17 protein-coding genes and 5 tRNA genes are annotated in these 21,113 nt (G+C 68.6%); 9 read left to right on the plus strand and 13 right to left on the minus strand.

Annotation, left to right across the window (positions count from 1 at the left end):
• Positions 1–89 precede the first annotated feature (89 nt).
• From JFB92_RS15595 to JFB92_RS15605, 3 genes are all read right to left on the minus strand, one after another.
• Positions 90–1,274 (minus strand): acetate/propionate family kinase, encoded by a 1,185-nt coding sequence (locus JFB92_RS15595; protein ID WP_199040710.1) that lies wholly within the window; start codon positions 1,272–1,274, stop codon positions 90–92.
• Positions 1,271–3,346 (minus strand): phosphate acetyltransferase, encoded by a 2,076-nt coding sequence (gene pta, locus JFB92_RS15600; protein ID WP_307789179.1) that lies wholly within the window; start codon positions 3,344–3,346, stop codon positions 1,271–1,273. Before pta ends, JFB92_RS15595 begins: the two co-directional genes overlap by 4 nt.
• 70 nt (positions 3,347–3,416) lie before the next feature.
• A complete protein-coding gene (locus JFB92_RS15605) occupies positions 3,417–4,559 on the minus strand; it encodes a citrate synthase/methylcitrate synthase (protein WP_199040713.1) in 1,143 nt (380 codons plus the stop codon).
• 207 nt (positions 4,560–4,766) lie between these two features.
• Here JFB92_RS15605 and JFB92_RS15610 point away from each other — a divergent pair, with 207 nt between their 5' ends.
• The 3 genes from JFB92_RS15610 (at position 4,767) to JFB92_RS15620 (ending at position 7,317) form a co-directional block, all read left to right on the plus strand.
• On the plus strand, positions 4,767–4,949 hold the full coding sequence (locus JFB92_RS15610; RefSeq protein WP_199040715.1) for a hypothetical protein: 183 nt from the start codon (positions 4,767–4,769) through the stop codon (positions 4,947–4,949).
• A gap of 163 nt (positions 4,950–5,112) precedes the next feature.
• Positions 5,113–6,585, plus strand: coding sequence for an MFS transporter (locus JFB92_RS15615; RefSeq protein ID WP_199040718.1), 1,473 nt, complete (start codon positions 5,113–5,115; stop codon positions 6,583–6,585).
• A 90-nt stretch (positions 6,586–6,675) separates the two neighbouring features.
• A complete protein-coding gene (locus tag JFB92_RS15620) occupies positions 6,676–7,317 on the plus strand; it encodes a TetR/AcrR family transcriptional regulator (RefSeq protein WP_199040721.1) in 642 nt (213 codons plus the stop codon).
• 127 nt (positions 7,318–7,444) lie between these two features.
• On the opposite strand, the gene JFB92_RS15625 is transcribed toward JFB92_RS15620, so the two are convergent.
• The 3 genes from JFB92_RS15625 to JFB92_RS15635 all read right to left on the minus strand — a co-directional run bounded on the left by JFB92_RS15625 (position 7,445) and on the right by JFB92_RS15635 (position 8,402).
• Positions 7,445–7,517: transfer RNA gene (locus JFB92_RS15625), tRNA-Gly, on the minus strand.
• Positions 7,518–7,582: 65 nt separating this feature from the next.
• Positions 7,583–7,655 (minus strand) — tRNA-Gly (locus JFB92_RS15630).
• A gap of 66 nt (positions 7,656–7,721) precedes the next feature.
• A complete protein-coding gene (locus JFB92_RS15635; RefSeq protein WP_199040724.1) occupies positions 7,722–8,402 on the minus strand; it encodes a GNAT family N-acetyltransferase in 681 nt (226 codons plus the stop codon).
• Between the two features lie 110 nt (positions 8,403–8,512).
• Between JFB92_RS15635 and JFB92_RS15640 the strand changes: the two genes are divergently transcribed.
• The 4 genes from JFB92_RS15640 to JFB92_RS15655 all read left to right on the plus strand — a co-directional run bounded on the left by JFB92_RS15640 (position 8,513) and on the right by JFB92_RS15655 (position 12,122).
• Entirely contained in the window at positions 8,513–8,848 is a 336-nt protein-coding gene (locus JFB92_RS15640) for an ArsR/SmtB family transcription factor (RefSeq protein ID WP_233163346.1), read from the plus strand.
• Positions 8,848–9,093: a hypothetical protein gene (locus tag JFB92_RS15645; RefSeq protein ID WP_199040727.1), complete on the plus strand. Its 246-nt coding sequence runs from the start codon at positions 8,848–8,850 to the stop codon at positions 9,091–9,093. The genes JFB92_RS15640 and JFB92_RS15645 overlap by 1 nt, the downstream gene beginning before the upstream one ends.
• 103 nt (positions 9,094–9,196) lie before the next feature.
• Positions 9,197–11,578: a phosphoketolase family protein gene (locus JFB92_RS15650; RefSeq protein WP_199040730.1), complete on the plus strand. Its 2,382-nt coding sequence runs from the start codon at positions 9,197–9,199 to the stop codon at positions 11,576–11,578.
• Between the two features lie 76 nt (positions 11,579–11,654).
• Positions 11,655–12,122, plus strand: coding sequence for a DUF4188 domain-containing protein (locus tag JFB92_RS15655; protein WP_199040732.1), 468 nt, complete (start codon positions 11,655–11,657; stop codon positions 12,120–12,122).
• Here the strand turns inward: JFB92_RS15655 and JFB92_RS15660 are convergent.
• On the minus strand, positions 12,119–13,093 hold the full coding sequence (locus JFB92_RS15660) for a phosphotransferase family protein (RefSeq protein WP_199040735.1): 975 nt from the start codon (positions 13,091–13,093) through the stop codon (positions 12,119–12,121). The two genes, JFB92_RS15655 and JFB92_RS15660, sit on opposite strands and share 4 nt — an antisense overlap.
• 169 nt (positions 13,094–13,262) lie before the next feature.
• Here JFB92_RS15660 and JFB92_RS15665 point away from each other — a divergent pair, with 169 nt between their 5' ends.
• Positions 13,263–13,733, plus strand: a complete 471-nt coding sequence (locus JFB92_RS15665) for an Hsp20/alpha crystallin family protein (protein ID WP_199040738.1) — start codon at positions 13,263–13,265, stop codon at positions 13,731–13,733.
• A 106-nt stretch (positions 13,734–13,839) separates the two neighbouring features.
• Here the strand turns inward: JFB92_RS15665 and JFB92_RS15670 are convergent, their stop codons facing one another.
• Positions 13,840–15,156 carry a hypothetical protein gene (locus tag JFB92_RS15670; protein WP_199040741.1) on the minus strand — a complete coding sequence of 439 codons (1,317 nt, stop codon included), beginning with the start codon at positions 15,154–15,156 and terminating at the stop codon, positions 13,840–13,842.
• Between the two features lie 573 nt (positions 15,157–15,729).
• Here JFB92_RS15670 and JFB92_RS15675 point away from each other — a divergent pair.
• Positions 15,730–16,740: a LacI family DNA-binding transcriptional regulator gene (locus tag JFB92_RS15675; protein WP_199040743.1), complete on the plus strand. Its 1,011-nt coding sequence runs from the start codon at positions 15,730–15,732 to the stop codon at positions 16,738–16,740.
• Positions 16,741–16,830: 90 nt separating this feature from the next.
• Here the strand turns inward: JFB92_RS15675 and JFB92_RS15680 are convergent, their stop codons facing one another.
• The 5 genes from JFB92_RS15680 to JFB92_RS15700 form a co-directional block, all read right to left on the minus strand.
• Positions 16,831–19,173 carry a glycosyl hydrolase 53 family protein gene (locus JFB92_RS15680; RefSeq protein WP_199040746.1) on the minus strand — a complete coding sequence of 781 codons (2,343 nt, stop codon included), beginning with the start codon at positions 19,171–19,173 and terminating at the stop codon, positions 16,831–16,833.
• Between the two features lie 276 nt (positions 19,174–19,449).
• Positions 19,450–20,397, minus strand: coding sequence for a carboxylesterase family protein (locus JFB92_RS15685; RefSeq protein ID WP_199040749.1), 948 nt, complete (start codon positions 20,395–20,397; stop codon positions 19,450–19,452).
• Positions 20,398–20,718: 321 nt separating this feature from the next.
• A tRNA-Cys gene (locus JFB92_RS15690) sits at positions 20,719–20,792 on the minus strand.
• Positions 20,793–20,842: 50 nt separating this feature from the next.
• Positions 20,843–20,914 (minus strand) — tRNA-Val (locus JFB92_RS15695).
• A 25-nt stretch (positions 20,915–20,939) separates the two neighbouring features.
• A tRNA-Gly gene (locus JFB92_RS15700) sits at positions 20,940–21,012 on the minus strand.
• Positions 21,013–21,113 lie beyond the last annotated feature (101 nt).

The following is a 21,113-nucleotide window of genomic DNA, read 5'->3' on the forward strand; positions in this document are numbered from 1 at the left end:
ACACCAACACCCCAGCCCTAACCGAACGGCATTGCGTCTAGACCAGACGAGTGGGGCGGGGCCGGTCGGCCCCGCCCCCTTCTCGCGTCTCAGGACCGCAGCAGCGTCGCCGTCTGCGCGGCGATCTCGCCTTCCTCGTTGGTCGGCACGACCAGGCCGGTGATCGGAGAGTCCTGCGTGGTGATGATCGGCCCGCCGGTGAGGTTGGCCTCCTCGTCGAGCTGGATTCCCAGCGCCACCAGCGACTGGAGCGACCGGGCCCGCACTTCGGCGCTGTTCTCCCCCACCCCGGCGGTGAAGGCGACCGCGTCGGCCCCGCCCAGGGCCGCGATGTAGGAGCCGATGTACTTCCTGATCCGGTAGCAGTAGACCTCGAGGGCCGCCTCGGCGGCGGCGTCGCCCTCGGTCGCGGCCGACTCGATGCCGCGCATGTCGATCATCCCGGTCATGGCGTACATCCCCGACTCCTTGTTCAGCGCCGCGTCCAGCTCCTCGAAGGACGCGCCGGTGCGGTGGTGCAGGTGGAAGACGATCGCCGGGTCGATGTCGCCCGAGCGGGTGCCCATGACCAGGCCCTCCAGGGGCGTGAGCCCCATGGAGGTGTCGATGGAGCGGCCCCGCTCGACCGCGGTGACCGACGCGCCGTTCCCGAGGTGAGCGACGATCACGTTGACTTCCTTGAGGCTCCTGCCGAGCAGCTCGGCGGCCCGCCGCGAGACGTAGGCGTGGCTGGTGCCGTGGAAGCCGTAGCGCCGCACCCCGTGCTCGGTCCGCCACGCCTCGGGAACGGCGTACCGGTGGGCGCGCTCGGGGATGGTGGCGTGGAAGGCGGTGTCGAAGACCGCGACCTGCGGCAGCTTCGGGAAGAGCTTGCGGGCGACCCGGATGCCCTCCAGGTTCGCGGGATTGTGCAGCGGCGCGAGCGAGGCGAGCTCGCCGACCTCGGCCTCCACCTCGTCGTCGATGACGACCGGCTGCACGAAGCGCTCTCCGCCGTGGACGACCCGGTGCGCGACGGCCATCAGCCCGGCCTCGGGCAGCGGCGACCCGTAGCGGTCGAAGGCGCCCACGACCGCTTCGAGCCCTTCGGCGTGGTCGGCGATCCGCTCGTTCCAGGTGTGCCCGCCCTCGGCCGTCCGATGGGTCAGGGTCGACTCGGGCTGCCCGATCCGCTCGATCAGACCCGAGATCGACGCCTCGCCGGTGTCGGCGTCGACCAGCTGGTACTTGATCGAGGAGGATCCGGAGTTGATCACCAGGACCGGTGCGCTCATATGCTCATCCCTCTGCTTCCCGCCTCCGCCGCCTGGATGGCGGTCAGTGCGACGGTGTTGACGATGTCCGGCACGGTGGCCCCGCGAGAGAGGTCGTTGACCGGCTTGCGGAGGCCCTGGAGCACCGGGCCGACGGCGATCGCCCCGGCCGAGCGCTGCACGGCCTTGTACAGGTTGTTGCCCGTGTTCAGGTCGGGGACGATGAAGACCGTGGCCTTCCCGGCCACGCGCGAGTCCGGCATCTTGGTGCCGGCGACCCCGGCGTCGGCGGCGGCGTCGTACTGGATCGGGCCCTCGACCGGCAGGTCCGGCCGGCGGTCCCGGACGATCTCGGTGGCGGCGCGGACTTTGTCGACCGCTTCGCCGTGCCCGGAGGTGCCGGTCGAGTACGACAGCATCGCCACCCGCGGCTCGACCCCGAACTCGGCGGCGGTGTCGGCCGAGGAGAGCGCGATGTCGGCCAGTTGCTCCGCGTTCGGGTCCGGGTTGACCGCGCAGTCGCCGTAGACCAGGACGCGGTCGGCCAGGCACATGAAGAATACCGAGGAGACCACCGCGACCTCCGGCTTGGTCTTGATGATCTCGAAGGACGGGCGGATGGTGTGGGCGGTGGTGTGGACCGAGCCGGAGACCATCCCGTCGGCCATGCCGGTGTGGACCATCATGGTCCCGAAATAGGAGACGTCGGCGACGGTGTCGTAGGCGGCCTCGGTCGTGACGCCTTTGTGCGCGCGCAGTTTCGCGTACTCGGCGGCGAAGCGCTCGCGGATCTCGTGGTCCCCGGGGTTGAGGACCTTGGCGGCGGCGATGTCGACGCCCAGCTGCGCGGCCTGCGATCGGACCTCGGACTCCTCGCCGAGCAGCGTCAGGCGGGCGACGTCGCGGCGCAGCAGGATCTCGGCGGCCTTGAGGATGCGCGGCTCGGTCCCCTCCGGCAGCACGATGTGCTTGTCGAGGTTCTTGGCGCGGGCGAGGGTGGTGTGCTCGAACATGATCGGGGTGACCACGGTCGGCGTCGACAGCCGCAGCCGGTCGAGCAGGTCGTCGCCGTCGACCCCGGCGGCGAAGCCCTCCAGGGCGAGCGCGAACTTGCGTTCGCCGCCGGCGGCCAGCGACCCGGTGACGTCCCCGACCAGGTTGGCCATGTCGAAGGTGTCGTGCTGGACGACCGCGATCGGCAGCCGAGAGTCGAGCCCGGCGACGATGTCGAGGATCTGGGGCTGGGGCCGGATGCCGCCGGTGAGGAACACCGCCGACAGGCTCGGCACGCCTTCGGCCTGGTGGGCCGCGAGCAGCCCGAGCAGGACCTCGGAGCGGTCGCCGGGCAGGATGACGGCCTTGTCGTCGGCCAGGCGCGTCAGCAGGTTCGGCAGCGTCATCGCCGCGACGACGACATCGCCGACGGTGCGGGTCAGCACCTCGGGATCGCCGGAGATGAGCGTGGCGTCGGCCGCGTCGATCAGCTCGGAGACGGTGGGGGCGTTCAGGGCCGGGCTCTCGGCGATGACGCCGGTGCCCGGATGCGCCCCGCGCACTTCGTCGACCAGGTCGGGCTCGACGCGGTTGACGACGGTGCCCAGGACGGTCGCGTGGGCGGCCTCGGCCTGGGCCACGCCGAAGCGCAACGCCGCGTCGATGTCGGATCGGCTCTGCTTGTAGCCGGTGATGACCAGCAGCATGGGCGCGGCGAGGTTGACCGCCACGCGGGTGTTGAAGGTGAACTCGACCGAAGCGCCCACATCGGAGTAGTCGCTGCCGACCACGAGCACGGCGTCGTGCCCCTCGGCCAGGGCGTGGTAGCGGTCGACGATGCGCGACAGGGCCTCGTCCGCGTCGTCGCGCACATCGGAGTAGGTGACGCCCACGGAGGCCCCGTAGGGGTCGGACAGTCGGTAGTGGTCGCGGAGGAGGGTGATGACGGGGTCGGACGCGGAGGTGTTCTCGTCGCGGACTATCGGACGGAACACCGCCACCGAGCCGGCCCGTTTGGTCAGCAGGTCCATGACGCCGAACGCCACAGCGGACTTGCCGCTGTTGGTGTCCAGGCTGGCGAGGTAAAGACTTTGAGCCACGAGTCCAACGCTATCCAGCGAGAGGGCGCCGCGCAGTGGATCTGCGCGGCGCCTCACCTGTGACGTCCGTTCAGGCCGGGGCCGGGACGACGACCGGCTGCGGCGGCGGGGGCCCCACGTAGCGGGCGCGGGGGCGGATGATCTTGGTGTCGTGGGCCTGTTCGAGGATGTTGGCGCTCCACCCGACGACGCGGCTGGTGGTGAAGGTGGGGGTGAACATCTGGCGGGGCACGCCCGCCAGCTCCATGACCACGCCGGCGTAGAACTCGACGTTGGTGTAGAGCTTGCGGCCGGGTTTGACCTCGGCGAGGATCTCAACAACGCGGCGCTCGACGGTCTTGGCGAAGTCGACGACGTCGCCGCCGAGCCCGTCGGCGACGTCGCGCAGGTGGTTCGAGCGCGGGTCCTCGGTCTTGTAGACGTTGTGCCCGAAGCCCATGATGCGGCGGCCGGCCTCGAGTTCGCCGCGGATCCACGGGTCGATGTTGTCGACCGATCCGATCGAGTCGAGGGCGTCCAGGGCCCGGGCGGGCGCGCCGCCGTGGAGCGGCCCGGAGAGGGCGCCGATGGCGCCGACCAGCGCGGCGCCGATGTCGGCGCCGGTGGAGGCGATGACCCGTCCGGTGAAGGTCGAGGCGTTGAATCCGTGGTCGATGGTCAGAATCAGGTAGTGCTCGACCGCCCGCGCGCTCTCCTCCGAGGGCTCCTCGCCGGTCATCATGTAGAGGTAGTTGGCCGCGTAGCCGAGGTCCTCGCGGGGCTGCAGCGGCTCCTGCCCCTGGTTGATCCTCCACAGTGCGGTCAGGATGGCGGGCGTTACGGCGCTGGCGAACAGGGCGTCGTCCAGGCGGGTCTCGTCGTCGATGTCGAGCAGCGGGCGCATCGGCCGGGCCGCGCAGGCGGCCGACAGGGCGGTGCGGAGCCCGTCGAGCGGCGAGGCCCCCTTGAGGTGGGGCAGCAGGTCCAGCAGTTGCGGGGTGAGCCGCCGGTAGGGGGCGAGGGTGGCCTTGAACTCTTCGAGCCCGGCCTCGGTGGGGAGCGCGCCGCGCAGCATGAGGTGCCAGACCTGCTCGAAGGAGCAGCGCTGGGCCAGCTCGACGGCGTTGTACTGGCGGTAGTGGTAGAAGCCTTCTTCACCTCGGACGTCCCCGATTTCGGTGTCGGCGACGATGACGCGGTCAAGGCCCCGGGGAACTTCGATGAATTCGGTCATAGCGTCTCCCGTTCAAGGCACGTCCAATTTACGCCTCGCAAGCTTCGGCGAGAAGGTCTGCAAGCCGCTGTTGGAGCCGAAGGATAGTGCCACGCTCGGCCGGGGGCCACTCAGTGGTGGGGAGCTGTGTCACCTCTCATGCGAATTGGGCTTCTCTGGCACCATTGGAGCAGACGGTTGACCCCCGATACGATTGGTTGCTGCCCAATGGACGAAGGTTTGAACGCCGCTCCCGGCGTGGTGGTCGGGATCCTGCTCATCATGGCGGCGATCATGTGGTTCTCCCCCGGTTCCCGCCACAAGTTCCGCAAGGCCACGTTGTGGCTGGTGGTGGCGGCCGTGGCGGTGTTCATCATCTACGGCTACATAGGCGTCGGCGCGGAGAACTGACCGACCGGGCCGAACGAGGGCCCGTGCCTCCGATCACCCCACTCCGATCTCGATCATGCCCGGGGAAACTTCGACCCTTGTATGGAACGGATCGTTCCGGTCTGTTATATTGGAATCAAACGTTCCGTTCCGATAACTTCGGACCGACCCCTGGAGGCACCCAGTGACCGCCGTAGTCGAATCAACTCCGGTCGAGACGACCCCCGCCGAGACCCCGGCCGCATCGACCCAGACGCCGTTCCCCCGCCGCTGGTGGGGCCTGCTGGCGATCCTCGCCGCCACGCTGCTCAACCTGCTCGACGCCTCGATCGTCAATGTCGCCGCGCCCTCCATCCGGGCCGAGCTCGGCGGCAGCGCCGCCACCATCCAGTGGCTCGCCGCCGGGTACACCCTCGCCCTCGCCGTCGGACTCCTGGCCGGCGGCCGCCTCGGCGACATGTTCGGCCGCAAGCGGGTCCTGCAAGTCGGCCTCGTCTGCTTCCTCGCCGCGTCCCTGGCCTGCGGGGCCGCCACCTCCATAGAGCTCCTGCTGGCCTCCCGGATCGCCCAGGGCGCGTTCGCGGCGGTCATGGTGCCGCAGTGCTTCGGACTCATCCGCGACATGTTCGGCCGCGAACTCGGCAAGGCGTACGCCCTGTTCGGCCCGCTCATCGGCCTCGCCTCGATCGCCGGGCCGATCGTCGCCGGACTGCTCATCGAGGCCGACGCGTTCGGCACCGGCTGGCGGTCGATCTTCCTGATGAACCTGCCGCTGGGCCTGGCCGCTCTCGTCCTGGGCGCCAAGGTCCTTCCGGCCGGAGCGCCCTCGGTCAAGGGGATCAGGCTCGACCTGGGCGGCGCGGCCGTCGCCGCCGCCGGAATGGTGCTGCTGCTGTTCCCGCTCGTCGAGGGCCGCGAACTGGGCTGGCCGACCTGGACGCTGGTGATGATGGGCGCCTCGGTCCCGGTGTTCGCCCTGTTCGTGATCGGCCAGGTCCGCCGGTCCCGCGCCGGGAAGACCGCGCTCATCGAGTTGAGCGTCTTCACCAAGCGCTCCTACACCTCCGGCACCGCCTTCGTGGTCGTCTTCTTCGGGGCGGTCACCGGGTTCTCGCTGGCCATCGGGCTGTTCCTCCAACTCGGCCTCGGTTACAGCCCGATCAAGGCCAGTCTGGCCATGGCCGCCTGGGCGGTGGGCGCGTTCATCGGCTCCGGCTCCAGCGCCGGACTGGCCCCGAAGCTCGGGCGCAGGATTCTCCACCTCGGCCTGCTCGGCATGGCCGCCGGGCTGGTCGTCCTCTACTTCCAGTTCGGCGCCGAGACCGCGCCCGGCCCGTGGGCCCTGGCTCCGGCGCTGCTGGTGTACGGGATCGGCATGGGCATGATCTTCGTGCCGCTCTTCGGCATCATCGTCGGGGACCTGGAGGACCACGAGATCGGCTCGGCCTCGGGCCTGCTGGAGTCCTTCCAGCAGGGCGCCGCCGCGCTGGGCGTGGCCACGCTCGGCACGATCTTCTTCGGGCGCTTCGCGATCGGAGCGGGCGAGGCGGAGGCCATGTCGGCCGCCCAGGTGACCACCGGGGTGGCGCTCCTGCTGACCGTGGCGGCCTTCGCGGTGGTCTTCGGCCTGCCGAAGCAGGCCCGAGAAGAGCACTAGGACGACCGAGAGCGGGCGGTCGGGACTCGGCGAGGGTCCCGACCGCCCGTGGATTAGAACAAAGCGCTCTGTTCCAGGTAGGATACGGTCATGACCGACAAGCCGATGAGCGGCCGCAAGGCCCAGGCCGCCCGCAACGACAAACTCATCCTCCAGGCCGCCCGAGAGGTCTTCATCGCCGACCCGGAGGCGCCGATCGCCGAGGTCTCCAAGCACGCCGGGGTCGGGATCAGCGCACTCTACCGCCGCTACCCCAGCAAGGAGGACCTGCTCCGCAAGCTCTGCTCGGACGGCCTGGCCCGATACACCGAACTGGTCCGGGAAGCGGTCGACAGCGAGGACGACATCTGGGACGCCTTCTGCGCCTTCCTGCGGAAGGTGGTCGTCGCCGACACCCCCTCGATCACCGTACGGCTGGCTGGGACGTTCGTGCCGACCGAGGACATGTTCGCCGCCGCGATCGAGGCGGACAAGCTCAACCACGCGCTACTGGAACGCCTGCGGGGCGCCGGGGTGCTGCGCGAGGGCGTCGACAACGGCGACATCGCCATGGTCACCGAATCGCTGTCCTCGATCCAACTGGGCGACGCGGAACTGACGCAGTCACTGCGCCTGCGCTACCTGGAGCTCTACCTGGAGGCCCTGCGCGCCCCGGGAGCCGGCCTCCTGCCCGGCCGACCCCCCACCGACGAGGAAATGGGAGCCCGCTGGGTGGTCGACCAGCCCGAATGACGTGAAGAGGGCCCGGGGGTGACGCCGGGCCCTGTTGGCACAGCCAACTGCGCTACGTCCGCCCCGAACCCGAAGCAGACACAAACCAACGAAGGCCCGGCGTCACCGCCGAGCCCTCATCTTCTAGAGCGGACGACCGGGATCGAACCGGCGACCTACACCTTGGCAAGGTGTCGCGCTCCCAACTGCGCTACGTCCGCCCCGACCCCCCAGCAGACACAAACCAACGAAGGCCCGGCGTCACCGCCGAGCCCTCATCTTCTAGAGCGGACGACCGGGATCGAACCGGCGACCTACACCTTGGCAAGGTGTCGCGCTACCAACTGCGCTACGTCCGCATGCTGCGGTTTCTCCCCGCAGCCGTGACTACTTTAGCGCATCATTCACGGACCGTTCAGGGGGCCTTAGGACTGTTCGTCCGCCGCGTCCTCACTCCGCCGGCCGAGCCCGAGCATCTCCAGCGCGCCCTCGCCCAGGCCCTCGATCTCGACATCCCGGGTCCGGTGCTTCTCCCAGAGGTTGCGGCTGAGACGCCAGCGGAAGTCGAGCTTCCGCTTGCCCTGGACCACGTGGTACTCGATGCCGTCCGCGTAATATCCGAGCCTCCGCGAGACGCCCGCCGAGGCGGCGTTGCCCTCGAAGGAGGCACTCGTGGCCCAGTCGGCGCCGAGCCCGGCGAAGGCGAAGTGAAGGACCGCGGCCCGCATCTCGGTGCCGATGCCCTTGCCGTGGTAGGCCATGCCGATCCACGAACCGGTACCGACCTCCCGGCTCAGCGCGAACTGCTTGCCTTCGATCTCCTGGATTCCGACCGGCCGGCCTTCGAAGAACACCGCGAACGGAAGCGTCCAGTCCTCTGCGGTCCAGCGGCCGATGGCCCGGTGGTACCAGAGTGCGACGCTGCGGGCGCGCTTTTCCGGAGCGGCGGCGGACCACGGGAAGAGGAACGGCATGAAGTCCGGGTCGTGCACACCGTCGGCGGCCACATCGGCGATCTGGGCGAGCTCGCCGAGATCCGGCAGGCGCAATTCCAGCCGCTCGGTCCGGAGGCGCAGCTTGTAGATCGGAAGGTGGTCGCTGATCATGCCTCCGATTGTGCTGGTGGCGCAGTTCACGGGCAATCGAATAAGGACCCGGCCGGAGTCCCGCGCCCTCATGTGTAAGATTTTTCTTACATAGGATAGGAATAGTTGATATGGACTCGGAGGACATGACGGGCGCAGAGCTGCTGAGCGCCTTCGCGGCCCTGGCCAACCCGCACCGGCTGCGCGTCATCGGCGCGCTCGCCGACGGGCGGCAGTACGTGAGCCTGCTCGCCCGCCAGCTCGGCATCAGCCGCCCGCTGCTCCACATGCACCTACAGAAGTTGCAGGCCGCGGGCCTGGTGAAGGGGGAACTGGAACTCTCCGAGGACGGCAAGGCCGTGAAGTACTTCGAGCTGGTTCCGTTCGCGCTCCAGATCAGCCCCGCGTCCATCAAGGCGATCGTGCCCTCGCTGCCCGAGACTGCCCAAGGAAGGGAAACCGACTGATGTCCAACGCCAACGCCGGAATGCTCTTCGCCTTCGGGATGCTGCTGCTGATCACCGCCGTCATCATCGCGGCGATCATCTGGGCGGCCTCCACCACGAAGGCCAAGGCATCGGCCACCCGCGAGGCGAACTACCGGGAGCTGGCCGAGAAGGCCAGCCTCGACGCCGCCGAGATCAAGGCCTCGCTCACTGAGCTGAAAGGACGCGTGGCCTCGATCGAGCGCATGATGAAGGAAGTCGAATGAGCCCGGATCGGGGACCCCGGCCGGGACCGCGACCCCCGCCAAGTCGCGAACATTTCTTTCGAACTGGTCGAATGTGTTGGGCGGATGCGGCAGTCTCGGACCCATGAGCACTACCGAGAGCACTCGAACCACCGCCCCGCTGACGGCCGACGAATTGGAGCGGATCGACGCCTACTGGCGCGCCGCCAACTACCTGACCGTCGGCCAGATCTACCTTCTCGACAACCCGCTGTTGCGCGAGCCGATCCGGCCCGAGCACATCAAGCCCCGGCTCCTGGGCCACTGGGGCACCAGCCCCGGCCTGAGCCTCCTCTACGCCCACCTCAACCGCTGCGTCCGCGCCCGCGACCTGAACATGATCTATGTGACCGGCCCCGGCCACGGGGGGCCGGCCCTGGTCGCCAACACCTGGCTGGAGGGCACCTACCCCGAGCTGTACCCCTCGGTCGACCACTCCGAGGAGGGCATGCGGCGGCTGTTCCGCCAGTTCTCCTTCCCCGGCGGCATCCCCTCCCACGCCGCACCCGAGGTCCCCGGTTCCATCCACGAGGGCGGCGAGCTCGGCTACGCCCTCTCCCACGCCTACGGCGCCGCCTTCGACAACCCGGACCTGATCGTCGCCTGCGTCGTCGGCGACGGCGAGGCCGAGACCGGTCCGCTCGCCGGATCGTGGATGTCGAACGTCTTCCTCAACCCCGTCTCCGACGGGACCGTGCTGCCGATCCTGCACCTCAACGGCTACAAGATCGCCAATCCGACCATGCTCGCCCGCATCGGCGACGACGACCGGGTCGCGTTCCTGCGCGGCTGCGGCTACGAGCCGTACCTGGTGGAAGGCGACGACCCGGCCGCGGTCCACCAGCTGATGGCGGCCACGCTCGACAACTGCCTCGACCGGATCGCCGAGATCCGGGAGGAGGCCGCCAGCCGCCCGCCCACGCCGCCGCGCCCGCGGTGGCCCATGATCGTCCTGCGCACCCCCAAGGGCTGGACGGGCCCCGAGGAGGTCGACGGCCTCCCGGTCGAGGGCACCTGGCGGGCCCACCAGGTCCCGCTGGCGAACGTGCGCGAGAACCCCGAGCACCTGGCCATGCTCGAGGAGTGGATGCGGTCCTACCGGCCCGAGGAGCTGTTCGACGCCACCGGCAAGCCCGTCCCGATGCTGCTCGAACAGCACCCCGAGGGCGAGGCCCGCATGAGCGCCAACCCCCACGCCAACGGCGGCCTGCTGCTGCGCGACCTGGTCCTGCCCGACTTCCGCGACTACAGCGTGGAGGTCGAGGGCCACGGCCGCACCACCTCCGAGGCGACCAAGGTCCTCGGCACGTGGCTGCGCGACGTCATCGCCGCCAACCCCGACCGGTTCCGCCTGTTCGGCCCCGACGAGGTCGAATCGAACCGGCTCGGCGCGGCATTCGAGGTCACCGACCGGCAGTACGAGGCCGAGCTGTACCCGACCGACCTCGACCAGGCCCCGCAGGGCCGAGTCATGGAGGTCCTGTCCGAACACCTCTGCGAGGGCTGGCTCGAGGGCTACCTCCTGACCGGCCGCCACGGTCTGTTCACCTCCTACGAAGCGTTCATCCACATCGTCGACTCGATGTTCAACCAGCACGCCAAGTGGCTGGAGACGACCAACGACATTCCGTGGCGGCGGCCGATCGCCTCGCTGAACTACCTGCTGTCCAGCCACGTGTGGCGCCAGGACCACAACGGCTTCTCGCATCAGGACCCCGGCTTCATCGACCACGTGATGAACAAGAAGCCGGACGTGGTGCGCGTCTACCTGCCGCCGGACACCAACACCCTCCTGTCCACCATGGATCACTGCCTGAGGTCGCGGCAGTATGTGAACGTGGTGGTGGCCGGCAAGCAGCCCGCCCTCCAGTACACGAACATGGACGAGGCCGTCCGCCACTGCGAGCGGGGCCTGGGCATCTGGGAATGGGCCTCGACCGACGACGGCCGCTCCCCCGACGTGGTCCTGGCCTGCGCCGGGGACGTCCCGACCCTGGAGGTCCTGGCGGCGGCCGACCTGCTGCGCCGGAACCTCCCCGAGCTGCGGGTGCGAGTGGTCAACGTCGTCGACCTGATGCGCCTCCAGCCCGACACCGAGCACCCGCACGGACTCGGAGACCGGCAGTTCGACACGATCTTCACCACCGACAGGCCGGTCATGTTCGCCTACCACGGCTACCCGTGGCTGATCCACCGGCTGACCTACCGCCGCACCAACCACGCCAACATCCACGTGCGAGGGTACAAAGAGGAGGGCACCACCACCACGCCGTTCGACATGGTGATGCTCAACGACCTCGACCGCTACCACCTGGTCATCGACGTGATCGACCGGGTGCCCGGCCTGGGCCCCAACGCGGCCGGGCTGCGCCAGCGGATGGTCGACGCCCGCCACGCCGCCCGAGCCCACACGCGCGCATACGGAAAGGACATCCCGGAGGTCGCCGATTGGGCCTGGCCCGAGTAGAGACCGATTGCCACGGACCCGACACGTTTCGTTAATCTAGAACGGAGGTGTCACAACTCCCCCTGGAGGCCCCCACGTGGCGAAGGTTCGGCCGGGCCGGGTCGTGGTGGACTACGACGAGGACTTCGTCGTGTTCACCGTCGGCATGCGCGTCAACAAGCTCTGGAAGATAGCAAAATGGTGGCCGGTCTTCACCAGCATGCCGCGGATGCTCCGCGAACTGGCCCGCGACCCTGACCTGGGCCTGATGGGCTCGCGCACCGTGATCGGTGGACGGGTGATCACGGTGGTGCAGTACTGGCGCAGCGCCGACCACCTGGATCGCTTCGCGCACTCCCAGAAGCACTCCCACCGCCGCTACTGGAAGCAGTTCAACCGGGCCGTGAAGAACAACGGCGACGTGGGCCTGTGGCACGAGCTGTTCAAGGTCCGCGCGGGCGAGTTCGAGACCTCCTACGTCAACATGCCGCTGTACGGGCTCGCGCAGGCCACGGCCGACCGGCCGGCCTCGCGCACCGACCCGGACGACCACGAGCACGTCTAGGAGTCCAGCACGGCCAGGTCCCTGACGAGGCATTCGGTGGCCCAGCCGTACTGGTGGGCCGTCTGCTCGGGGTCGAAGCCCCGCACGTCGCACTCGGTGACCAGGAGCAGCCACAGGTAGACCTGGTAGAGGGTCAGCCGGCGCCGCTCGTCGCCGGTCATCTCTCGGCCGAGGTAGCCGTCGACCACTGCCGCCTGGTCCTCGGCCGGGCACAGCTTCAGGGAGACCAGCTCGGCCAGGGGGTCGCCGTAGAGGGCGCGTTCGCCGTCGATGAGCCCCTCGACGCGCCAGCCGTCGTCGCCCTGCTCGACGAACACGTTGCCGTCCCACAGATCGAAGTGGATCAGCGCGGGGCGCTCGACTTGGTCCAGCAGTGCCCGGTGGGCCGAGATGAGGCTCCGGATCCCGGCGGCCGGGCGCGGCAGGACGGTGCCGAACTCCTCGATGTCGGCCATGACGTCGTCGATGATGGCCAGGAAGGACTCGCCCCAGCTGTCCGACTCGGTGCGCCCGTCGGAGCGCCGGTAGCCGAAGCGCTCGCCGTCCACGGTGTTGATGAGGGCGCCGAGCCGCCCGAGCTCGCGCCGCAGCTCCAGCCGCTCGGCCTCGCTCATCCGCTCTCTGGCCTTGGGCAGTGAGACGCCCTTGAGTCGGTCCATGATCATCACGCCGCCTTCGGCGTCGGTGTGCCAGACCTTCGGCATGGGGACGCCGACGGCGGCGGCGCGTTCGAAGAACTCGATCTCGGTGGCCATCAGCTCCACCTCGTAGCGCATCAGCTTCAGGCCGCGCTCGGGTGCGACCTTGACGACCAGGTGGCGCCCGTCGGCGAGCGCGACGGCGTGGGCGGCGTTGAAGAAGCCGTCGGTGAACTCCTCGTGGCCGGTCACTTCAAGGTCGGCGCCGAGGCGGTCGCGTACGAGGTCCTCGACGTCGGTGCGGCTGAGCTTGGGGCGGATGGCGATACTCATTGCGGCATTCTTTCGGGCCGGGATCGCCGCCGCAAGGGGATTGCCCGCGCCGTCCCGACGGCGAGTGACGCGGGCCACGGCGGAAATATTTCGGCTCCGGCCGTCGTCATACCTGTCGTTAGCACTCTCGGGCTGAGAGTGCTAATCCTCAGGAAGGAGACAGCCGCAAATGATCGTTCGTTACCAGCACCCCCTGTCCGCGTTCCGGCAGTTCGACCGCGAATTCGAGCGCCTGGTCCGCCACGGTTTCGGTCGCGGAGCCACTCGGCTCTCGCTCCGAGCCGACGTCTACACCGAGGGCACCGACGCCGTCATCACGGTCGCGGTCCCCGGCATTTCCTCCGATGACATCGCCGTGACCCTGGAGGGCCGCCGCCTCTCGATCACCGCCGAGCGCCCCGAGCGCGAGACGGCCGAGGGCGACCGCTACCTGGTCCGCGGCTTCGCGACCGGCACGTTCCGGCGCGAGTTCACCGTCCCGGAGGGCACCGACGCCGAGCAGATCAGCGCCGAGGTCGCCGAGGGCATCCTGACCGTCCGCATCGCGGACGCGGTCAAGCCGGCCCCCGAGGCCAGGCGAATCCCGATCAAGGGCGCCGGTCCCGCGATCGAGGGCGAAGCCGAGGACAAGGACGAGTAGGCGACCGCAGAATCCGAGTATCGCAATAGAGGCCGGTGCCGCACGACTCTCGCCGTGCGGCACCGGCGCACCGTTCGGGGCTCTCTGACCTCCCCAGGTCGGACGGTCAGAGTCCGTATCGGCTCTTGAGGTGCCGCCACCAGTCCCTGAGCATCCACTCGTCGAATTCGGTGATGGTGGAGGACGAGCCGGCGTTCATGATGAAGCAGCACTGGCCGGTCGGGGTCCAGTCGTAGAAGTCGTCCAGGCCGAAGGTGTGGCCGACTTCGTGCAGGTAGATGGTCACCTGGCTTGCTCCGAGCGAGTCCACGAAGTACTCCTGGCCCATCCGCTGGCCCCAGTCGCCGCCGGCGCCGCCGCCCATGCCCTGCGTCAGCCACAGCGACTGGTCGTAGTGGTGGTCGTAGCCGCCGGGGCAGTCGGGATAGTTGCCGTCCTGGTGGAAGAATCGGCCGCAGTCCTCGGCGCACTGCGGGGCGTCCTCGCGGATGTCGCCGATGTAGACGTCCACCGAGTCGTCCTGCCACTGGAGCAGGTCACGGTCGTAGGCGGCCCAGCCGACCACTTCGACCTCGATCCGGTCGAACGGGAATCCGTCCCAGCCGGCCATCTGGTCGAACCAGAGGTCGTACTGCTCTTGGAGCTTGGCCTCGATCGCGTCGCGGGTGGAGGCGTCGACGCTGTTCTGGGAGTCCCAGCGGACGCAGTAGTTGACCTTCCCGCCGGTGTCCATGATCTGGTCCCAGCCGTAGTTGTGGAACGCCAGGGGGCCTTGGCCGCCGCCGTAGGTGTCCTCGGTGTGCGCCCAGACCTCTTCCAGCGGCTGCACCAGGTGCGAGGGCGGGTTCCACCCGCTCGGCTCCCCGTTGTCGCCTTCGCCGTAGACCTTCCATTCGAGGACGCCGACGCTGCCCTGTCCGCTCTGGAGGACGGCCCGCAGCGCGGTCGTGGTCACCTCGCCGAAGGACACCGAGTTGTACTGATCGGTCGCGGTCCCGTAGCCGCCGCCGCTCACCGGCTGCCAGGACCCGCCCGACAGGTACTCGATGCTCCAGGACGCCGGGACGCGGACCCCGCCCGGCCCCCCGTCCCCGGTGTCGTCGAAGAAGTACATGTCCGAGGAGGCCACGGTCACCGGCTCGTCCCAGGACAGTTGCGCCCACTGGGTGCCCTCTTCGGGCCAGGTGCCCCAGCGGGGGTTCTGCGTGTCGTTGGACTGCGGCGGGTCGATCCCGTCGTTGATCGCCGAGACCGTCTCCCACGACGAGGTGTAGGAAGCGCTCGGCGTCGCCGAGGCCGCGACATTGGCAACCTGCGACTGGGCAGTGGTGGCGGTGACCGCCTGGAGCGTCCAGGCCATTCCCGCCGCGAGCGCGGCGGCGAGCACGAGTCTCGCCTTCGAGCGTCTTGCTGTTCTGAACATGGATATCTCCTTTGTGCCGGTTGGAGTCGGGTAGCGATCGACGTCGGTCGCGCCATTGAGCACCTCCAGGGTTCTTGGAGGCAGGCCGTCGGCGGGGATCCGAAAAATACCGAAAACGTTTTCGGAATCGCCTTACCGACCATGCTATGAATCACGACTTATCCTGTCAATACATAGATATCTCTGAATATTAAGTCGCAGTCGAATACCCTTGCACCAGAAGGGACCTAGGCTCGAACCGATTTCTTATCCTCAGCCGCTGTCATCGCAGCGTCGCCTTCGCCACCTGCGCCCAACCGGGATCTCCTACCGACCTGAAACCGGAATGCGGCGTTTCGATGCGGGCTCTCGGCATCCGGCAGCCCGAGCCGCCCGGTTCGGCCTCCCACCTGGTGCCAGTCCCGCCCGGCATCGACGCGCTTGAGATCCCGTAACCCGTCTACCTGGGCATTCACTCAACTGCGACCTGAATCACACAAGGCGTCCCGATAAGCTCGGGTGATCCGCATCCGCCCAGCGTCACGGCCGCACAGCCCCGACGCGCCCGGTTCGAACGCTGCACACGGAGGATTCTTGAAACGCGACACGGTCACCATGAACGACGTGGCCCGCCTCGCGGGCGTGTCGACCATGACCGTCTCCAACGTCATCAGCAACCGCGTCAGAGTCAGCGACAAGGCCAAGGCCCGGGTCCTCGAGGCCATACGGACCTCGGGGTACCAGGTCAACCCTTCGGCCCGGGCCCTCAAATCGGGCCGCAGCGGCGTCATCGGCCTCGCCGTCCCCCAGGTTCGCAACCCGTATTTCGGGATGCTCGCCGACCTCCTGATCGAGGCGGCGGAACCGTACGGGTACCGGGTCGCGATCGAGCAGACCCGCGGCGTCGCCGACGGTGAGGCCGCGGCCATCGCGCAGTCCCGCACGCTCCAGCTCGACGGCCTCATCCTCTCGGCGGTCGAGCTGAACCCGCTCGAGCCGCCGCCACCGACCCGGGGCTATCCGATCGTCATGCTCGGTGAACAGGACATCGGCGACCGCTTCGACCACATCATCCTGCCGAACGAGACCGGCACCGCCGCCGCGACCGAGCACCTGCTCGACCGGGGCTGCCGCCGAGTAGCGATCGTCACCGGCCCCGACCTCGACAGACTCACCGTGGTCACCAGGCGCTACAACGGCTACCGCGCCGCCCTCGAACGGCGCGGCATCCGGCCCGACTCCGACCTGCGGATCGTGCTCGAATCGCTCTCCCCGCAGGGCGGGCGCATGGCGGGGCGTCAGATCGCCGAGGCCGGCCTCGGCATCGACGGGCTGGTGGCCATCACCGACACCATCGCCATCGGGCTCATGCGCGGCCTGCGCGACCGGGGCGTGCGGGTGCCCGAGGACATCCGGGTCGTCGGATTCGACGGCATCCCCGCCTCCGAGCTGTCCATCCCCTCGCTCTCGACCATCGCGATCGACCACCGGTGGACCGCGGCCAAAGCCCTCGACCTGATCCTCGCCCGCATCACCGACCCCGCGCTCCCACCGAACCAGTACACCGCGCCGTTCGAGATGGTGGCCCGCGAATCCACGGTCTGAAGACCGTGCGTCAGTGTCGGAGTCCGCAGCACTGTGGAGGACCGCGGCGGCCTCGAAGCGGCCGCCGCAGTCCCGTGCGCCGCGGGCCGGTTAGAGCGCGGCGCACTGTCCGGTCTTGGGGCCCCGGACCTCGTTGGTCGTCCCGTTGTCGACCGGCGCCGGTCCGTTGCCGGTGCAGGACAGCGGACCGTCGATCTCGTTGCCGGCTATCACGTTCCAGCCGGTCGTGTCGGTGACGGTGACCGGGCCGTTCACTCGGTTCGGGGCGCAGTCCAGTGCGGGGTCGCCGAGCGTGACGGAAGAGCCTTCGGAGAGGCTGACCGGGCCGAGGACGTCGGTGTCGCACAGGACCACCGCGTCCGCGCCGGTGGCCGAGACCGGACCGGAGATCCGGGCCCCGTCCGCCACCAGTCCGGCGCCGTCGGCCACGTTCACCGGGCCGAACACGCGGGCGCTCTCTTCCAGGCAGGCCGTGCCGCTGTCGACCGACAGCGGCCCGTAGTGGGTACCGCTCACCACCGTGTCGCACTCGACCGAGGTGTAGTCGTCCACCACGTCGACGACCGCCGTCACCTCGCCGTGCTCGGTCGTGCCCGCGACGGTGAACGTCCCGGCGGCGTCGGTCGCCCCGGGCGGCACCTCGTCCCATTCGACCGGTATCGACGCCTCGGAGCCGTCCGCGGTGGTCAGGACTTGTACCGAATCCGGCAGCACCGGGGCCTCCCCGGTCTTGACCGCGGTGTAGACGGTGTCCTCGACCACGTGTTCAGCGCGGCTCTGGTTGTAGACGTCGATCGAAGAGTACGGCTCAGAGGTGTTGGACATGCCCGGCACCGACCGGAACATCGCCTGGAAGCTCGCCGGTTCCCAGGTGAGCGCCCCGACCCCTCGATTGTCGGGGAGGTCGTTGACCATTTTGAACACGTGCTGGATGGCGTCGGCCTGGCCCTGGACGGTGCGCGGGAACGGGGAGTTCGGTTGGGTGCCTCCGCCGGTGGCGGGGTAGGAGGTCTCGGCGATCTCCATCTTGTACTGCGGGTAGGTCGCGGCGAGCTCGTGCATGTTCTGCTCCATGAACTCGGGCGTGCCGTGCCACTCCGGGTAGTACGAGAGCCCGAGCACGTCGAAGTCCTGGCCCTTGGCGTTCACCCGGGTCACCAGCTGGTCCCAGAACTCTCCGGCCTTGTCCAGGCCGCTGAGGCGCCCGATCACCGAGTGCAGTTCCACTTGGGACTCCGGCGAGGCGTCCCGGACCGCCTCGATCCCGGCCGCCAGCAGCGTGGTGAACCGGTCCCAGGAGTCGAGGTAGAGCTGGTACTCGTCGGGGTCTTCGGAGTCCCGGTACTGCCACAGGATTCCGCCGCCGGGCTGCGACTGGTAGACCTCGGGATTGTCGCGGAAGTACGGCGGGTTGGCGTCGGTGTGCACCGCCTCGGTCGCCGGGGCCTCGAGCGCCTCGCTGCCCCACATGAATCCGTTGGCGATCTCGTTGCCGACCGCCACCTTGTCCGGGACCGTGCCCTGGTCCACCAGCTGGGAGACGTAGTCGTAGGTGTAGTCGTAGACCGCGTCGGTCAGGTCGTCGAATTCCAGCTCCGCCCATGCCTCGGGTTTGGGCTGCTTGCCGGGGTCGGCCCACGAGTCGGCGTAGTGGAAGTCGATCCCCAGTCCGAGTCCGCGGTCGGCGACCCATTGCGCCGAGGTCAGCGTGCGCTCCGGCCCCTGGTAGGGGACCTCGCTCGGCTGGCCGGTCCATTCGCTGCGCGGCTCGTTGAACACCCGCAGCCGGGTGTACTCCAGGCCCCGGTCGGCCATCACGTCCAGCAGGAACGGGCCGGCGCCCTGGTCCTCCTCCTGCGGGTGCACCCAGTACTCCCGGTCCCGGTTGTTGTCCATCCACGACAGGTCGGCGCCCAGGACCACGTCGTCGCGCAGGTAGTTGAAGACCTTCAGTTCGCTGACGCCCACGGTCGCTCCGGGGGAGGCGGCCGTGACGGTGACCCGCACGTACCGGGTTCCGGGCTGAGTGAACAGGTCGACTCCGCCCCGGCCTGGCGTGGCGGTGGCCGACCGGTCGGCGGCGGTTCGCCACTGCTCCCCGTCGCCGGAGGTCTCGACCACGTACTGGTACACCGCTCCCGGGTCGGGGAAGGCCACGTGCACCTTGCGGAGGTTGTCATAAGCTCCGCCCAGGTCCACTTGCAGCCATTGGCCCGGACCGGACTCCGTTGCCAGCCAGGCGGTGTCCGGGTCCTCATCGATGGCGAGCGGAGCGGTGGACGCGCCGCTGCCGGCGGTCGCCTCCGCCCAGAAGCCGGCGGCCACATTGCTCTCGATCGGGTCGATGTCAGCCTCCCCGTATAGGGCCGACGCCGGTGAAGCGGGCCCGAGCAGGCCCGCACCCGCCAGGACGAACGCCACCGCGGCACTCATGATGGCGCGCAGCGTCTTCGCCGGTCGGGTTTTCGGTGATCGGGAGGGGTGGATTCGCATGATCACTCCAGTTTCATCGGCGAATCGGAATGTAACGTTATAATTCCCGACTCAGAATAGCGGCGCGCGCCATACGAAGCAATAGGATGCGAACGAGAAACCACGGAAACCAACATCAGTTCGCCCGGCGGCCGAATCCGGCGCGGCGCCGATCGCCCCTACCCCGTCAGGGGTCGAGACGGGACGACGCCGCGATCGGGACGGCCGCGTCCCGTCTCAGCTCGACTTCCGCTGCTCGAAGAGCCATTCGCGGATACCGGCGATGCCGTAGGCGTAGTCCCAGGTGCCCATGTGCTCCATCATCGCGCCCTCACCCAGCGCGGTCTCGGCCTCGAAGACGGTGTAGTTGAAGTTCGCGCCCTCGGCGACGATGCCGTCGGTGAACTCGGCGAACTCCTCTTCGGACGCCTGGGCGCTGATCTCGCCACCGGCGACCGCAGCCCCATGCTGCTCCACGACCTCACGGATCGCCTCCATACCCGGGTAGGCCTTCTCATCACCGGCCGCCACGGTGTACCACATCGGATAGGCCGCCAGCACCGAAGCGTTCTCCGGCGGCTCCCACTGCGCCGCGACCACATAGGAGGCGGCGAACAGCTCCCGGTACTTCACGTCCATCCCCAGCGTCATCATCCCGCCCATGGACTGTCCGGTGTTGTAGATCCGGTCCGCGTCGACGGCGTACTCCTCGGCCAGCGATTCGACCAGGTCGACGGTGATATCGAGGTAGTCGGTCGGATTGTAGTCGTCCTCGACGACGACCTCGGTGTACTGCGGGGCCACCACGATGGTCGGGTGCTCGGCCTGCCATTCCTCGCTCGCCCAGACCACCGCGCCCTCACCCTGGTCGATCGGGGTGGTCACCTCGGCGCCGACCATGCTGGCGTCCTCCATGAACACGATCAGCGGATACGACTGAGTCGCGTCGTAACCGGCCGGCAGGAACAGGTTGTACGACAGCTCCTGGTCGTCGTAGTCCGGATCGGTGAAGGTCAGCTGCTGCCACGAGCCCGCACCGGACGTGTCCGCCGTCTCGGTCGTGCTCTGGTCGGCGCCGTCGGTGGTGGTCGACTCGCTCGAATCGTCGTCCGATCCGCAGGCCGCCGCCCCCAGGGCGACCGCCCCGGCCCCCAATGACGCTCCCAGCAGTGCTCGCCTGTGCATACGCGTGACCTCTCCTTTTATAGGTGCCGCCCAGGGCACGTCGGAACCCCTCGATGACGTCCGGTCGGTATAGCCGCTGAAGATTCCGGACGAGAGCGTTCCGCCTGAGCAACATAACACTTAACATGTAAAACCTTACACCTCAGTGATAATAGCGGGGGTTGTCTGCGCTCTGCAAGTGGTCGGCAGTCCGTCCTCGACAAGCCGGGTCGGTGCCGCAAGGATGCACGCGGCACCACGGATGGATGGCGGACCAGAACGGTTGGAAGCAGAAATGGAAGAAGCCCGGACGCCCGGGCTTCGATCCGTCGAGATTCTCAGTGGAGGTGGGTACGGGATTCGAACCCGTGTATACGGCTTTGCAGGCCGCTGCCTCGCCTCTCGGCCAACCCACCCCGATGTGAACGAAGCCCGGGCCTTATCGACCCGGGCCCCCTCACGTCTGTGGACGATACTGGGATTGAACCAGTGACCTCTCCCGTGTCAGGGGAGTGCTCTCCCGCTGAGCTAATCGTCCCTCATTGGCAGCCTATCGGGCTCCGAGCGGATGACCGGGATCGAACCGGCGACCTACACCTTGGCAAGGTGTCGCGCTACCAACTGCGCTACATCCGCATGTCCTGGGAGTTCGTTTCGTTCCCCCGGCGACGGGATAGAACTTTATCGCATGCGCACGCGAGCGTCCACCGGGGGGCTCCCGCTTCGGCTTCGGGCCC

Origin of the sequence: Glycomyces salinus (assembly GCF_016428645.1) — a bacterium.
Classification (GTDB): Bacteria; Actinomycetota; Actinomycetes; order Mycobacteriales; family Micromonosporaceae; genus Glycomyces; species Glycomyces salinus.